This window comes from Oscillibacter acetigenes (assembly GCF_025567605.1).
Taxonomy (GTDB): Bacteria; Bacillota; Clostridia; order Oscillospirales; family Oscillospiraceae; genus Oscillibacter; species Oscillibacter welbionis.
On record NZ_JAOQKG010000001.1, the window covers coordinates 23,048 to 37,863 of the forward strand.

Genomic DNA, 14,816 nt, shown 5'->3' on the forward strand with positions numbered 1-14,816 from the left:
TAAGGAGAATGGACCGTATGGAACAGATTTTGAAATCAATCTCCAGCTTTCTGTGGGGTGCTCCAGTCCTGATCCTCCTGGCCGCCGTTGGGCTGCTGTTTGGATGTAAGACAAAATTTTTCCAGTTTCGCAAGTTCGGCTATATTTTAAAGAATACTGCCGGCGAGATGTTTAAAAAAGGCGGCGGCGCAAAAGGGAAGGAAGGAACGCTGACGCCGCTGCAGGCGGTGAGCTCCGCGCTGGCCGGCTGCGTAGGAACGGCGAACATCGCAGGCGTGGCCACCGCCATGGTGGTGGGCGGCCCTGGCGCCGTGTTCTGGATGTGGGTCGTCGCCCTGCTGGGAATGCTGACGAAATGCGTTGAGGTTACGCTGGGCCAGTACTACCGTGTCAAGGGAGAGGACGGCGTTTATTATGGCGGCCCCATGTACTACATTGAGCGGGGAATGGGCAGAAAGTGGAAACCCCTGGCCGTCATTTTCTCTGTCACTATCATTTTGGGCGGCCTGGGAACCGCTGCGTTCGCCCAGCCCTATACCATGTCCACCGCTGTGCAGAACAGCCTGGGAATTCCCGCATGGATTACCACCGTGGCGGCGGCCGTCATCTGCGGCGTGGTTCTGCTGGGCGGCGTCAAGTCCATCGGCGGCTTCTGCGAGAAGCTGACCCCCGCCATGTGCCTCATCTATGTGGTGGGAGTGCTGGGCGTGATCATCATAAATCTGGAACATGTGCCCGCCGCCTTTGCGGCGATTTTCCGCTATGCGTTTGCACCCATGCCCGCTGTGGGCGGTTTGGCGGGCTCCACAGTTGCGCTGGCGCTGCGGCAGGGCGCCGCCCGCGGGACCTTCTCCAACGAAGCGGGCTGCGGCTCATCGCCCATCACCCATGCGACCGCCATCACCGATCACCCCTTTAAGGAGGGGATGTACGGCTGCTTTGAGGTATTCGTGGATACGCTGGTGGTATGCACGATGACAGCCCTCGGAATTCTCTGCGCGGGCCCTGAAATCTGGCAGTCCGGCCTGGAGGCGGAGGCGCTGACCATGGCCGCCTTTTCCACAGCGTACGGCAGCACGGTCGGCAAGCTCCTGGTCACCATTCCTCTGGCGTTGTTCGCATTCTCCACTATGGTGGGGTGGGAGATCAATTATGAATCCGCGTTCTTCTATTTGTTTCCCAAGGGAAAGCAGTCCAAGGTGTTCAAGTACGCCATCCGCATCCTGTGGCTGGTTCCCGGTTTCCTGGCTCTGGGGAAGACGCCCCAGGTGATTTGGACCATTGTGGATATAGTCTCGGGCTTCTGGTGCATCCCCAACGCCATCGCACTGCTGGCCCTGTCCGGTGTGTTCATGAGGATTTACCGGGATTATGAGAGCAAATACATCAGCAAGACCAAGCCGGTCTCCCAGCCCCTTGAGTATGTCGGGAAGGATTGACTGTCAGGCGGCGCTTGGGCGTTGACAGGCCGCTTCCAAGCGCAGAAAGCTGTGGACAGAGCATCAGGCGGCATCCGCAAACGACGTGGATGCCGCCTGATTTTTGGGACCGGCGGAGATCAAACACTTTTTTCGCAGACCTAAAAAAATATTTGCTAAAACATTGCAATCTCGGCTGGATGCTGGTATGATGCAGATATGAATATCGCTCTGGAAAGTGAGAAGGTGATCCCCTTGGAGAGCAACCGGCTGGAGATGCTCAAGCAGATTGCAGATGCCTTGGCGGCCCAGTTCGGGCCAAACTGTGAGGTTGTGATTCACGATTTGTCCGCGCAGAATGCGGAACACCCCATTGTCTATATTGTCAACGGCCATGTCACAGGCCGCAAGGTGGGGGACGGGGCCTCCTATGTCGTGGTGGAGCAGCTGACCACCAATGACCCGGCGCCTCGGGACCATTTGGCCTACCTGACCCGGACGCCGGACGGCAAGATCCTCAAATCCTCCACAGTCTATATCCGTAACAGCAAGGGCAAGGTCTCCGCCATTCTGGCCATCAACTACGACATCTCCAAGCTGCTGATGGTGGAGAGCGCGGTCCACGATCTGATCTCCACCGGCGAACCCCAGCAGGAGGAACCGGAGAAAATCGTCAACGTCAATGATCTGCTGGAGGAGCTGATCCAGCAGTCGGTGTCCCTGGTGGGCAAGCCCGTGGCCCTGATGAACAAGGAGGACAAGGTGCGGGCCATCCGCTTCCTGAATCAGAACGGCGCGTTTTTGGTGACCAAGTCCGGCGACAAGATCGCCAAGTATTTCGGCATCTCCAAGTACACTTTGTATTCCTATATCGACACAAAACAACAGGAGGGCAAGTAAGTATGATTGATCTGACCATCAACAAGACGGGCCTGGAGCACAATCTCCGCAAGGCGAAGGAAAATCGCATCATCATCCCCACCATCGCCCAGATGCAGCACCCGGAGACCATCCCGGAGAAGATCCGGGAGCGGCTGAAGACCGTGGGCCTCTGGGATGTGGATCCCCTGAACCTGTTCCGCATCACCTGGAAGAATGAGGCCAAGGAGAGCGGCGGACTGTTCCAGGCGGTGCCCAACTACATCGAGCTGCCCCCGGCGCTCACCGGCGTCCCCTGCCGGATCGTGGCCATGGTGGGCAAGTGGTTCCCCACCGGCTGCCACAAGGTGGGCGCCTCCTTCGGCTGCCTGGCCCCCCGTCTGGTGACCGGCCAGTTCGACGTGAACAGGCACAAGGCCGTGTGGCCCTCCACCGGCAACTACTGCCGCGGCGGCGCCTTCAACTCCCGGCTGCTGGGCGCCCAGGGCGTGGCCATCCTGCCGGCGGAGATGAGCCAGGAGCGGTTTGACTGGCTCCATGAGATCGGCGCCGAGGTCATCGCCACCCCCGGCTGCGAGTCCAATGTGAAGGAGATCTTCGACAAGACCAACGAGCTGAAGCAGGATCCCCAGTACATGATCTTCAACCAGTTCGAGGAGATGGGCAACCCCCTGTGGCACTACAATGTCACCGGCAACGCCCTGGCGGATGTGTACGAGGCCATCAAGCGCCCCGGTGACCGGTTCGCCGGCGCGGCTTTCACCTCTGGCTCCGCCGGTACCATGAGCGCCGGTGATCTGCTGAAGGAAAAGTATCCCCATCTGAAGCTGGCGGTGGGCGAGGCCCTCCAGTGCCCTACCATTCTGGAAAACGGCTTCGGCGGCCACCGGATCGAGGGCATCGGCGATAAGCACATCCCCTGGATCCACAACGTGAAGAACACCGACATGGTCATCGACATCGACGATGAGGACAGCCAGCGGCTGCTGCGCCTGTTCAACACCCCTGAGGGCCAGGCGTATTTGAAGAACGAGCTGCACCTGGACGACGAGCTGATCGAGAAGCTCACCTGGCTGGGCATCTCCGGCATCGCCAACGTGCTGTGCTGCATCAAGATGGCGAAATACTATGAGTTCACCGAGCGGGATGTGGTGGGCACCGTCCTCACCGACTCCGCCGTCATGTACGGCAGCCGCATCCAGGAGCTGAACGACCGGTATGGCGCCTACAATCCCCATGAGGCGGCCATGGACCATGCACTCCACATGCTGGGGCTGAAGCTGGACAACATGCAGGAGCTGACCTATGCGGACCGCAAGCGGGTCCACAACCTGAAGTATTACACCTGGGTGGAGCAGCAGGGCAAGACCGTGGAGGAGCTGAACGCTCTGTGGTACGACACGGAGGGCACCTGGGACACCGTCCACGCGCAGGCCAAGGACCTGGACGACCTGATCAACGCTTTCAACGAGGCCACCGGGCTGCTGAAAGACCTGTAAAACGCCGCAGGGCGGGGCAACCGCCCCGCCCTGCTTATTTATGTCTCCTCCGCGCGGATATAGGCATCCTCAGCCTCCTGCTGAATGCGGACCAGAATATCCCAGGCCCGGCTGGTCTCCTGCTGGTCCAGGGCCTTCAGAGCGTCGGCGATGCCGTTGAACAAAATCGTATAATATTGGGGGAAATTTTCGCGTTCCATATCCGCCACCTCCATAATATGTATTATATTGCACTATAAATTGTAATGCAATATGCAATATTATAAACGTGCGCATAACGCAATACGATTCGTCATATAAAAATATGGCGAGGTGTGCTATGCGGAAATTCAAAATTCCTAAACCAGAATCAACAACGAACAAAACGATTCGTTTCCCCAACAGCGTTATTGACGCGGTAGAGGAGGCGATTCGTGGAACAGAATGTACGTTTTCCGCCTTTGTGATCGAAGCTACCCGGGTGGCTCTTGAGAATCTTCTGGAGGAGGAAACGTCAAAAGAGGAGTAACGCTATGAAACACGTTTTGTACGGCAAATGCGTCAAGTGCGGCAAGACCTACGACGCTGTGCCGGATCTGACCAACTGCGAATGCGGCGGCATTCTGGACATCGTCTACGATTATGACTACATCAGGACCCGGCTGACGAAGGAAAAGCTGGCGGCCCGACAGGACCATACCATGTGGCGCTACCGGGAGCTGCTGCCTGTGGAGGAGGACACGCCCAACACCCCCCTGCGGGTGGGCTGGAGTCCCCTGTACGAGGAGCCCCGCCTGGCGGAGCAGCTGGGCCTGAAGCGCCTGTGGGTAAAGGACGACGGCCAGAACCCCACCGCCAGTCTGAAGGACCGGGCCAGCGCCATGGCGGTGGCCAAGGCCCGGGAGGCGGGGGCGAAGGTGATCGCCTGCTCCTCCACCGGCAATGCCGCCAGCTCTCTCGCGGGCAACGCCGCAGCGGCAGGCCTCAAGACCTACATCTTCGTCCCCTCCCGGGCTCCCAAGGGCAAGGTGGCCCAGCTGATGACCTTTGGCGCCACGGTCATCTCCGTCCAGGGCAGCTATGAGGAGACCTTTGAACTGTCCAAGCAAGCCATTGACCGCTGGGGCTGGTACAACCGCAACGCCGCCATCAACCCCTACCTCTCCGAGGGCAAGAAGACCGTGGCCCTGGAGATCATGGAGCAGCTCTCCTGGCAGGTGCCGGACTATATCGCCATCAGCGTCGGCGACGGCTGCACCATCGCCGGCCTCTGGAAGGGCCTGAAAGACCTGTATGCCATTGGCTTCATTGACCGCCTGCCCCGGCTGATCTCCGCCCAGGCGGAGGGCTGCTGCCCCATCAACCGGGCCATTGCGGAGAACAAGCCCTGGGAGCCCATGGAGGAGAACACCCTGGCGGACTCCATCGCCGTGGGCGTGCCCCGGAATGCGGACAAGGCCCTGACGGCGATCCGGGAGTCGGACGGCATCGTGGTGAATGTCTCCGACCAGGAGATCATGGCCGCCCAGCAGCTGCTGGGCCGGACCTGCGGCGTGTTCGGAGAGCCCGCCGGCGTCACTGGCGCCGCCGGCGTGAAGAAGCTCTGCGAGCAGGGCGTCATCGGCAAGGATGACACGGTGGTCAGTGTGGTCACCGGCAACGGCCTCAAGGACGTGGCCAACGCCATTAAGGCCGCGGGAGAACCCATCTCCATCCCTTCCGACATGGACCGCCTGCTGGTGGCCTTTGCAGAAAAAGGCATCACTGTGGAATAAGCGGCAAGGGGCCGGCGGGAGACCGCCGGCCCTTTTTCTCGAAAAATTTTCTGATCCGCGCAACGATCCTCTCCCGTTTTCCGATGATATAGGTGAAAGCAGCTTTCATAAAGAGAGGGACTACCGTAGCGGATACGGAGAGGAAGCGGGGCGTTCCTCCGGGAAGGGCCTGCTGGGCCCGGTCAGCAGGCGGCACAGAGCCTTCTTGACTTTTCCCGCGCAGATTATATAATAATGTACGGTGCCTCCCGGGCACCATCCACCTGAGGGAATGAGAAAGAGGAGGCACCTGATATGACGTATCCCATGACCGTGGCGGGCCTGCGCCGGGACCTGCCCATCTGCAAAGTGACGGATGACCTGTACATCGGCGCGTTTATCGTGTTCGGCGATGCGGAGCTGACTGTGGCCTGCGCCCGGGAGCTTTTGAAGCTGGTCCCGGCGGAGGACTATGACTACATGCTGACGGCGGAGGCCAAGAGCATCCCCCTGATTCATGAGATGGCCCGCCAGTCCGGTGCGAAGAAGTATTTCATCGCACGAAAGGGTCCTAAGGCATATATGCCGGATCCTATCCACGTGGAAGACACCTCCATCACCACCGCGGGAACCCAGCGGCTGTATCTGGGCCGGGACGATGCGGAGCTGATCCGGGGCAAGCGGATCCTGCTGATGGACGATGTGATCTCCACCGGCGGTTCCCTTCACGCCATGGAACAGCTGGTGGCCCTGGCGGGCGGCACCGTCACCGGCCGGGTGGCCGTCCTGGCGGAGGGTGAGGCCGCAGAGCGCAGTGACATCAAATTTCTGGAAAAGCTGCCGGTGTTCCATGCAGACGGTACTGTAAAAGACTGAAGTGAAGAGAGACCGGGCGCGCCGCTGACTCGCGGCGCGCCTTTTTCCGCATACGCTTGCAAAATCCTGGAAGAATGGTAGAATAAAGGCACGATGAAAACGAAGCATGTGGTCTATTGACTTCCGCACGTCAACGCGCCGGCGGCAGTGCGCTGCACCGCCGCCGTCACCGGCCGGGTGCCCTCCAGGTGCCGCTGTGGTTTCTGTTCAGCCTGCCTATGCTGTACCACATCGTGGTGGAGGACCGGCAGAAAGTGGGCTGGCCTGTCCATGACTGGCTGCCGGAGGCCAGCGCCTTGTGCTGTATGGAGGTACTGCCGTACTGTTCGCTGGCTATGCGGCGCCGGTATCCGGCGGAGGGGGGAGTACGTCCGCCGCTTTGGGGACCGGGACGACGGCCACCTGCTTCGGAGCCTGTTCTGCATCTTCGCTGTGTCGCCCTATCTGATGAAGACCCGGAACATCGCCCAAAACTATATCCGGGACGCAGTGGAGATCGCCCGAGCAGAACAGGATATCACACAGAAGCGGGCGGCGGGGATGGAGCACTTCGGCCTGCTGCACGTGCGGCTGGCGGTCTATGTGCGAACGGACCTGTGCCCGGGACCGGGAGATCGAGGTGAACATGACCGTCAAAAAGGAGATGTCCCCGGACACGGTCATCAAGCTCCGGTTCGACCCATCGGACACGGCGGACGTGGTCTATCAGCGGTTCAATGCCAAAGTCCAGGAGGTGAAGAACGTCTTGGAGGACACCTCCTTCGGTGCGCTGGCCGGCGCGTTCCATCTGGCGCCGGGTCTGCTGCTGAAATTCTTGGTGTGGGCCCTGCAGGTCAGCGACTACTTCGGCTGCCTGCCCGGATCCATCACCCATCTCTCGCACTTCCACGGGTCGTTGTACATCACATTTATGGCATCGCTGGGGATTCCGCCCATTTTCCATCGCCTGTACGATTTCGGCAATGTGCCGGTATTCTGGTCTTTCGGCCGGAAGCGGCAGGCGTTTGAGTACCAGTGGGACGGCACGGTGGCCCGGCGGAGGTAGGTGGACGGCTGCTTCGTCACGGACGAGTGGATTGTGGACGGATTCTATTTCGCGGTCGCCATGCACAGTTTTCAGAATCTGATCCACGGTCCCTGGCAGCTGGACGAGCCGCCGGAGGAGGCCGTGCAGGATCAGCCCTGATATAGAGAGGAGGTCGTTTATGACGGACCACACCGTACCGCCCATCGGAATGCGGATGATCAAAACCGCGGCGGCAGTGCTGATCTGCCTGCTGGTGTCCATGGCCGTGGACCGGGAGGATATGCGCATCTATTCCTCCATCGCGGCGCTGCTGTGCGTTCAGCCCTATGCGGAAGATACGAAGCGCATGGCCATCCAGCGGATTGTGGGCACAGCCATCGGCTCTGTGTTCGGCATCGCCACGCTGCTGCTGGAGATGGCCCTGGATATCCAGGGGACTTTGGTGGGCTACATCGTCATCGCTGCGGTGACCGTGCCCAACCTGTGGATCGCCGTGGTGCTGAAGTCCTCCAATGCGGCGGCCCTCTCAGGCATCGTGTTCCTCAGCATCACCGTCACCCATGTGACGGATGCCAGCCCCTGGATCTTCGCCTGGTACCGGGCGTCGGAGACGCTGGTGGGCATCGCGGTGGGCATCGCCGTCAACGCCTTCCAGCTGCCCCGCCGGAAGCGGCGGGACGTGCTGTTCGTCTCCGGCCTGGACGGCTTGCTGCTGACGGAGCAGGGGACGCTGACACCGTACAGCCGGGTGAGCCTGAACCGGATGCTGGACGACGGGATGCAGTTCACCCTGTCCACCATGCGCACACCCGCCTCTGTGCGGGAGGCCACCCGGGACCTGCGGCTCCGCCTGCCCGTCATCGTCATGGACGGCGCGGCGCTGTACGACATGGAGAAGAAGCGGTATCTCCATGCCTGCGTCCTGCCCAGGGAGCTGGCCCTGCGGTGCGAGGCGGTGTTCCGGGCCCAGGGCATCCACTGCTTTCTCAACGGTGTACTGGATGATAACCTGATGATCTACTACGGGGAATTCCACCACGAGACGGAGCGGGCGATCTTTGAGAAGCTGCGGACATCCCCCTACCGGAATTATGTGAGCAGAAGCTACTACAAGGATTGCCCCATTGTGTACCTCATGGGCATTGATCTGACGGAGCGGATGCAGGCGCTGTATGACGCACTGGGGGAGGCGGGCCTGTTGGAACAGGTGAAGGTGCGGTTCTACCCTGCGGCGGAGTATCCCGGATACAGCTACCTGAAGATCTATGAGCGATCCGCCTCACGTGAGGCCATGCTGGAGCGGCTGAAGCAGGATCTGGGCATGGAGCGGAGCGTGGTGCTGACGACGCAGGAGGGCTGCGGAGACGTGGTGATCCGCGGCGGCGCCAACCAGGCGGTGAAGCGGCTGGGGCGGCTGTTTGAGCCCTATCTCTGGGAGCAGAAATAACACGGACGGAGCTGCGGCTCCGTCCGTGTTTTGCATTCGGAAAGAAAACCGGAGCAGGGACTTGACAAGTGTGGAAGCCTGTGTATAATATGAAGTATCCTTCATGTGAAAGACGCTTCACGAGAAGGGACCTTCACATTTATGGAAAGGGGAGAGAGACCATGAAAAACCGTGTACGGGAGCTCCGGACCGAGGCAGGCATGACCCAGCAGCAGCTGGCGGATCTGGTCCACGTGTCCTCCCGCACCATCATCTCCCTGGAGAAGGGGCAGTACAACCCGTCCCTGCTGCTGGCGTACCGACTGGCGCTGGTGTTCCGCACCACGGTGGAGGACCTGTACTGCCTGGCGGAGAACAAGGAACAGGAGGACCGGGAAAATGAGGAATGGACATAAGGGCCGTATGGCCTGCGGAATTCTGGAACTGATGCTGGGCGTGGGGCTGATCTTGTACATCTGTCTGGCGGACCGGCAGCGGATTGGTCTGGCTGCGGTGGCCGCGGTGGTGGTGACGGCGGGACTTGTGACCTTCTGTACCGGTGCAACGGCGGTTCCGGCGAAGCGTAAGGAGGAAACTGTGCAATGAGAATTTATTACAAAAAGAAATTTTGGGCCGGCGTGGGAGCTCTGCTGCTGGGCCTGGCCCTGCCGGGCACCTGTTTGTTCGTGGGCTGGGAGCGGTTCGACCTGAAGGACGCCGTGCTGACAACGTTCATGGTCCTCAGCGGAATCAGCGGCATTCTCCGGAGCCTGGACCGGGAGAAGGCCCGGCAGGACCGGGACGAGGACCGGGACGAGCGCACCCGGTACAACACGTACCGCAGCCGGGCCCTCACGTTCCGGGTGCTGTTTTGCCTGAACTTCGTCATACTGGCCGGGTGCTTCATCGGTTGGTGGCGGTCAGGTGAACAGGAAGTCTACATCCAGACGGCTGTTCCCTGCATGGTGCTGTTTATCGTGGGCTGGATCACCCGGATCGCCAGCGATTTCTACTATGAGTTCAAGGGGTGAAAATGAGATGCGCATTTATAATAAGCGGAATTTTGCTGCCGGGATCCTCAGTCTGGCTCTGGCGGTGGCTTGCGGCGTGGTCCTGGCGGTGACGGGATTCCAGACGAAATGGCTGATCGCCCTGGTGCTCCTGCTGGCCGCTGGCGGCTTCGATCTGTGGTGGTCTCTGTCCCGGGAGTCCAGGCTCCCGCGGGTGGATGAGCGGGACCAGGCCGTCAGCCGGAAAAGCGCCTGGCTGGCCTACCGGATTGTGGCTAACGGCTGCTGGATCGTGAGTCTTGCGGCCCTGGTGGTCTATGGAATCAGCCGGATCCCGGCAGCTCTGGCGGTGACCATCACGCTGGACGCTGTGACCATCGGGGCTTTTGCCGCCCTGCTGGGGGCTGAGGTCTACTATGAAAAACGGATGTGAGGCCGCCGGCCCTCTGGAAAAGGAGAACGTATGGATCGAAGCGAAGATTTGAAACAGGTGCGGGACCTGCATCTGGTCCGGGATGAGCGGGACAGGAAGGTGGAGGCGGCCGCCGGACTCCGGGCGGGAAACGCGGTGGTGCTGGTGAGCCAGCTGCTCTCCGCCGTCTGCCTGCTCCAGGATGATCCGGCCTGGATGGCGCTGCTGTCCCTGACGCTCGTCTGGGGGGGCGTGAAGGGCTTCTGGCGATTCAGACAGGACCAGGAGAGGATCTATTTGGTGTGGGGCCTGCTGACCTGCGCCGGAGCGGCGGCGCTGCTGGGACTCTATTTCCACCGGGCCTGGTCTGCCGGGATGTCGTTCACCAGACTGCTGGGCTACGCAGTGCTGTGCCAGGTGCTGACGGTGGCCGCCGGACTGTTATTTGTGGCGCTGCTGCTGGGTATCTTCTGGCTGGCCCACAAGCTGGGGCATATAGAGGGAGAGCGTTGGGAGCAGTATTTCCAGTCCGTGTCCACCGCCGGACTTCTGCTGCGGGTGGGTACTGTGATGGCGGTGGCCCTGGCAGCGGTGGCGGCCCTCAGCGTTCCCCTGTTCGCCCGGTTGGGCTTTCAGGAGCCGAGACTTCTGGCCGCGCTGTTTTTTGTGGCAAGGGGCGCGTACCTGCTTAACAAATTCAGCCGTCGGCGGGACGAACTGATCCAGAAGCTCCTGAAGCTGAAACGCTGAGCTGCTTCAGCTGGGTGAAGCGGCACGGGGGCAGACTTGTACAACCTGCCGGAATCTCCCGGTGTTTGCAGGGAGAATTTTCTCCAGAGGTGCCTATTATGCGGACTGCCGTGAGATGCTATCATAAAATGGAAATCCCATCGTGGAAAAACAAATACTGAGATAGAAATAAGTCCGCTGGGCGTAGTCTATGGAGCGATAGGCTGCGCCCTCTTTTTCTGCTCAGGACAAGGAGTGTTTCGATCATCATGCCAAAAACAACTGTACAGAAAGTGATCTTCGGTCTGCTGATGTCCTTTTTCATGGTGCTGGCCATGGAGATGTACAACACAGGCCTGCGGAACGGCGGTCTTACAAACGCCGGGATCCTGAACGCCCTGCGGGAGCTGCCGCTGATGTTTGCGCTGTGCTTCCTGACCAGCACAGTTGTCGGAGAACCCCTGGCCGCCCGCCTGGCGGCACGGCTGGCAGTGCCCCGGGAGTGGCCCTTTGCCGCCGTTCTGGCCCGGTCCGCCATGACGGTGTGCGTCATGTGTCCGGCCATGAGCCTATGGGCTACGGTGATCTTCCAGCAGCCGGGGATCGAGTTGGTGCCCTCCTGGCTCCAGACGGTGGTCTGCAATTTTCCCATGGCGTTTTTCTGGCAGATCTTTTTCTGCGGTCCGCTGGTGCGGCGGCTGTTCCAGCTGCTGGTGCCCTCCGCGGCGCTTGTACCCGCCTGTGCGGAAGAGGCGGCGGAATGAGGGACATGTGCAAGCGGTCCCGGACGCTGGTACGTCCGGGACCGCTTGCCATTATCCCTCCGGGTGCGTTTTTAAATAGGTGAGGTAGCCCTCTAGAATCAGCGATGCCGCCACAGCGTCCACTACCTTTTTCCGCTTCTTGGCGTTCTTGCCGCTGCTCATCAGGATCTGGTGAGCGTCGATGGTGGTGCGCCGCTCGTCCCACAGGACCACCGTCAGGCCGGTGGTCTCCTCCAGCAGCTGCCGCATGGCCTGGGCCTTTTCCGAGCGGGGCCCGCGGGTGCCGTCCATGTTGATGGGATGCCCCAGCACCAGCCGTTCCACCCTGTGCTCCTTTGCCAGAAGTGCGATCTGTCCCGTCACCCGGTCCGGGCGGTAGGCGTTGATGACGGTGGTGAAGCCGGCCAGCAGGCCGGTGGGGTCGGAGATGGCGATGCCGGTGTGGGCGTCGCCGTAGTCGATGGCCATGATGCGCATGGTGGTCTCCTTTCCAGGGAAGAATAAACGCCGGTATGGCGCGTTTTGCCTGCCCACAGGATACCACATCGGGGCAGGCCGCGCAAGGCGGAAAAAACCTGACATTTTTTTCAAAAAGAGGTTGACCGGCGCCTTGACCTGTGTTACAATCATTCTTACCTGTGAAAAAGGGTTTTCTTTTCATGCGCTTTTTTCGCTTTTCAGCCATGGAGGTCTGCCCGCCAAGCTGCAGGGAGGCAATCGGGACTCTCCCGGTCCGCCGGAGAGAGAGCCCCAATAATAAGGAGGTGCCGTTAGATGCGCGTGAAGGTCACTTTGAGATGCAACGAGTGCAAGCAGAGAAACTACAACACCATGAAGAACAAGAAGAACACTCCGGACAAGCTGGAACTCAACAAGTACTGCCCCTTCTGCAAGAAGCACACGCTCCATACCGAGACTAAGTAAACGGTCACGAATGATGAGAAAGGGCGTGTAAACGTTATGGCAGAAGAAGTCAAGAAGAAAAGAAGCCGCGGTCAGTGGTTCCGCGAAATGAAAAGCGAACTGAAGAAGGTCGTCTGGCCTGACCGGAAGACCGTGATGAAAAACACCGGCACCGTGCTGCTGTGCTCCTTGGCCATCGGCGTGTGCATCTGGATCTTTGACTTTGTCATGGTCACCGCTGTCCAGATGATTCTCAGCCTGTTCGCCTGATTGAGGTAGAAACATGTCAGAGAGCGCGAAGTGGTATGTGGTGCATACCTATTCCGGCTACGAGAACGCCGTTAAGACCAGCATTGAAAAGTTCGTCACAGGCCGCGGAATGGAGGACATGATCCTGCGGATCGAGGTCCCCATGGAGACGGTGACAGAGGTCACGGACTCTGGCGCCACCAAAGAGGTGGAACGGAAGGTATTCCCCGGCTACGTGCTGATCAAGATGGTCATGACTGACGATACCTGGCATCTGGTGCGGAACGTCCGCGGCGTCACCGGCTTCGTGGGCTCCGCCAACAAAGCCATCCCCCTCACGGAGGAGGAGGTTCTGGCCATGGGCATGGAAAAGCATGAGATCGTGGTCAGATACAATGTGGGCGACCATGTGAAGATCGTGGATGGCCCACTGGCCAGCTTTACCGGCGTGGTGGAGGAGATCGAGCCCGAGAAGAATCGGGTCAGCGTGATGGTCTCCATGTTCGGCCGCGAGACTCCGGTGGAGCTGGAGCTGGACCAGGTCGAGGTCCAGGACTGATCGAATATCTGCCGGGCGCCCCAGGGCGCCGGCCCGCCGGACATTCCGGCGGAAAAGTGGGAGGGGCTGAACTGCCCCGCCAAAGACGGCCCCGTGCCGCCACCACATTCATAGATTTAGGAGGTGCTACTCCGTGGCACAGAAGATTACTGGTTATGTGAAACTGCAGATCCCCGCAGGCAAGGCAACTCCCGCGCCCCCCGTTGGTCCCGCTCTGGGCCAGCACGGCGTGAACATCGCCGCCTTCACCAAGGAGTTCAACGAGCGTACCAAGAACGACATGGGCATGATTATCCCCGTGGTCATCACTGTGTATGCTGACCGCTCCTTCTCCTTCATCACCAAGACGCCCCCCGCGGCCGTCCTGATCAAGAAGGAGTGCAACATCGAGTCCGGCTCCGGCGTGCCCAACAAGACCAAGGTGGCCACCATCTCCAAGGCCTCCATCCAGAAGATTGCTGAGATCAAGATGAAGGACCTGAATGCGGCCAGCCTGGAGTCCGCCATGAGCATGATCGCCGGCACCTGCCGGTCCATGGGCGTCGTCGTCGGCGACTGAGCCCGGCTTTCACAGACCGTTTCAAACAGCGAGCGGCCCGTGGGGCCGCACCATACAGTGGGAGGATTCATTTCCGAAGAACCACTATGAGGAGGAAGTAACATTGTTTAGAGGCAAGAAATATAAGGAAAGTGCCAAGCAGATCGACAAGACCATGCTGTACGACGCTGCTGACGGCATGGCGCTGATCTGCAAGACTGCCAGCGCCAAGTTTGACGAGACCGTTGAGCTCCATGTGAAGCTGGGCGTGGACTCCCGTCACGCTGACCAGCAGGTCCGCGGCGCCATCGTGCTGCCCCACGGCACCGGCAAGACCGTCCGGGTCCTGGTGTTCGCCAAGGGCGACAAGGCCGACGCTGCCCGGGAGGCCGGCGCGGATTACGTGGGCGAGATGGATATGGTGGAGAAGATCCAGAAGGAAAACTGGTTCGACTTCGACGTGGTTGTTGCCAGCCCCGACATGATGGGCCTGGTGGGCCGCCTCGGTAAGGTCCTGGGCCCCAAGGGCCTGATGCCCTCCCCCAAGGCCGGCACCGTCACCCCCGACGTGGCCAAGGCCGTGCAGGAGGTCAAGGCCGGTAAGATCGAGTACCGCCTGGACAAGACCAACATCATCCACTGCCCCATCGGCAAGGTGTCCTTCGGCCCCGAGAAGCTGACTGAGAACTATAACGCGCTGATGGGCGCCATCGTGAAGGCGAAGCCTGCCTCCGCCAAGGGCCAGTATATTCGCAGCTGTGTAGCCGCGTCCACCATGGGCCCCGGCGTGAAGA

General features: G+C 60.3%; 22 protein-coding genes. 20 read left to right on the forward strand and 2 right to left on the reverse strand.

From position 1 onward, the window contains the following. Positions 1-17 precede the first annotated feature (17 nt). From OCV80_RS00115 to OCV80_RS00125, 3 genes are all read left to right on the forward strand, one after another. The gene (locus tag OCV80_RS00115) at positions 18-1,439 is read left to right on the forward strand and encodes an alanine/glycine:cation symporter family protein (RefSeq protein ID WP_025543835.1); all 1,422 of its coding nucleotides are present in this window, start codon (positions 18-20) and stop codon (positions 1,437-1,439) included. A gap of 198 nt (positions 1,440-1,637) precedes the next feature. Beyond that, complete coding sequence (locus OCV80_RS00120; RefSeq protein WP_021747874.1) at positions 1,638-2,318, forward strand: helix-turn-helix transcriptional regulator; 681 nt, start codon at positions 1,638-1,640, stop codon at positions 2,316-2,318. A gap of 2 nt (positions 2,319-2,320) precedes the next feature. Further along, on the forward strand, positions 2,321-3,796 hold the full coding sequence (locus OCV80_RS00125; RefSeq protein WP_136891653.1) for a pyridoxal-phosphate dependent enzyme: 1,476 nt from the start codon (positions 2,321-2,323) through the stop codon (positions 3,794-3,796). A gap of 38 nt (positions 3,797-3,834) precedes the next feature. Here the strand turns inward: OCV80_RS00125 and OCV80_RS00130 are convergent, their stop codons facing one another. After that, on the reverse strand, positions 3,835-3,996 hold the full coding sequence (locus tag OCV80_RS00130) for a hypothetical protein (protein WP_155979266.1): 162 nt from the start codon (positions 3,994-3,996) through the stop codon (positions 3,835-3,837). 119 nt (positions 3,997-4,115) lie between these two features. Between OCV80_RS00130 and OCV80_RS00135 the strand changes: the two genes are divergently transcribed. The 12 genes from OCV80_RS00135 to OCV80_RS00190 all read left to right on the forward strand — a co-directional run bounded on the left by OCV80_RS00135 (position 4,116) and on the right by OCV80_RS00190 (position 11,773). Then, on the forward strand, positions 4,116-4,304 hold the full coding sequence (locus OCV80_RS00135) for a YlcI/YnfO family protein (RefSeq protein WP_021752180.1): 189 nt from the start codon (positions 4,116-4,118) through the stop codon (positions 4,302-4,304). Positions 4,305-4,308: 4 nt separating this feature from the next. Then, positions 4,309-5,550, forward strand: coding sequence for a threonine synthase (locus tag OCV80_RS00140; protein WP_119310828.1), 1,242 nt, complete (start codon positions 4,309-4,311; stop codon positions 5,548-5,550). 294 nt (positions 5,551-5,844) lie between these two features. Beyond that, a complete protein-coding gene (locus OCV80_RS00145; RefSeq protein WP_021747868.1) occupies positions 5,845-6,405 on the forward strand; it encodes a phosphoribosyltransferase family protein in 561 nt (186 codons plus the stop codon). A 580-nt stretch (positions 6,406-6,985) separates the two neighbouring features. Further along, the gene (locus OCV80_RS00150) at positions 6,986-7,450 is read left to right on the forward strand and encodes a hypothetical protein (protein ID WP_119310829.1); all 465 of its coding nucleotides are present in this window, start codon (positions 6,986-6,988) and stop codon (positions 7,448-7,450) included. Next, entirely contained in the window at positions 7,451-7,591 is a 141-nt protein-coding gene (locus OCV80_RS00155; RefSeq protein WP_021747865.1) for a hypothetical protein, read from the forward strand. A gap of 19 nt (positions 7,592-7,610) precedes the next feature. Next, complete coding sequence (locus OCV80_RS00160) at positions 7,611-8,879, forward strand: HAD hydrolase family protein (RefSeq protein WP_136891654.1); 1,269 nt, start codon at positions 7,611-7,613, stop codon at positions 8,877-8,879. Positions 8,880-9,040: 161 nt separating this feature from the next. Then, positions 9,041-9,274, forward strand: coding sequence for a helix-turn-helix transcriptional regulator (locus tag OCV80_RS00165; RefSeq protein WP_025543840.1), 234 nt, complete (start codon positions 9,041-9,043; stop codon positions 9,272-9,274). Beyond that, on the forward strand, positions 9,258-9,464 hold the full coding sequence (locus OCV80_RS00170) for a hypothetical protein (protein WP_136891655.1): 207 nt from the start codon (positions 9,258-9,260) through the stop codon (positions 9,462-9,464). Before OCV80_RS00165 ends, OCV80_RS00170 begins: the two co-directional genes overlap by 17 nt. After that, on the forward strand, positions 9,461-9,889 hold the full coding sequence (locus OCV80_RS00175; RefSeq protein WP_021747861.1) for a hypothetical protein: 429 nt from the start codon (positions 9,461-9,463) through the stop codon (positions 9,887-9,889). Before OCV80_RS00170 ends, OCV80_RS00175 begins: the two co-directional genes overlap by 4 nt. Positions 9,890-9,896: 7 nt before the next feature. Next, a complete protein-coding gene (locus OCV80_RS00180; RefSeq protein WP_021747860.1) occupies positions 9,897-10,301 on the forward strand; it encodes a hypothetical protein in 405 nt (134 codons plus the stop codon). 30 nt (positions 10,302-10,331) lie between these two features. After that, positions 10,332-11,030 carry a hypothetical protein gene (locus OCV80_RS00185; protein ID WP_267288134.1) on the forward strand — a complete coding sequence of 233 codons (699 nt, stop codon included), beginning with the start codon at positions 10,332-10,334 and terminating at the stop codon, positions 11,028-11,030. Between the two features lie 248 nt (positions 11,031-11,278). Beyond that, positions 11,279-11,773 (forward strand): DUF2798 domain-containing protein, encoded by a 495-nt coding sequence (locus OCV80_RS00190; RefSeq protein WP_021747857.1) that lies wholly within the window; start codon positions 11,279-11,281, stop codon positions 11,771-11,773. A 51-nt stretch (positions 11,774-11,824) separates the two neighbouring features. Here OCV80_RS00190 and ruvX read toward each other — a convergent pair whose 3' ends face one another. Then, on the reverse strand, positions 11,825-12,250 hold the full coding sequence (ruvX, locus tag OCV80_RS00195) for a Holliday junction resolvase RuvX (protein WP_267288135.1): 426 nt from the start codon (positions 12,248-12,250) through the stop codon (positions 11,825-11,827). A 297-nt stretch (positions 12,251-12,547) separates the two neighbouring features. On the opposite strand from ruvX, the gene rpmG reads away from it, so the two are divergent. The 5 genes from rpmG to rplA form a co-directional block, all read left to right on the forward strand. After that, positions 12,548-12,697 (forward strand): 50S ribosomal protein L33, encoded by a 150-nt coding sequence (rpmG, locus tag OCV80_RS00200; RefSeq protein WP_021747855.1) that lies wholly within the window; start codon positions 12,548-12,550, stop codon positions 12,695-12,697. Between the two features lie 36 nt (positions 12,698-12,733). Then, positions 12,734-12,946, forward strand: coding sequence for a preprotein translocase subunit SecE (secE, locus tag OCV80_RS00205; RefSeq protein ID WP_021747854.1), 213 nt, complete (start codon positions 12,734-12,736; stop codon positions 12,944-12,946). Between the two features lie 13 nt (positions 12,947-12,959). Next, positions 12,960-13,484 carry a transcription termination/antitermination protein NusG gene (nusG, locus tag OCV80_RS00210; protein ID WP_021747853.1) on the forward strand — a complete coding sequence of 175 codons (525 nt, stop codon included), beginning with the start codon at positions 12,960-12,962 and terminating at the stop codon, positions 13,482-13,484. Between the two features lie 133 nt (positions 13,485-13,617). Continuing rightward, positions 13,618-14,043, forward strand: coding sequence for a 50S ribosomal protein L11 (gene rplK, locus OCV80_RS00215; protein ID WP_021747852.1), 426 nt, complete (start codon positions 13,618-13,620; stop codon positions 14,041-14,043). Positions 14,044-14,146: 103 nt separating this feature from the next. Next, positions 14,147-14,816, forward strand: a 670-nt coding sequence (rplA, locus tag OCV80_RS00220; RefSeq protein WP_267288136.1) for a 50S ribosomal protein L1, incomplete at its 3' end; no start/stop codon positions are given.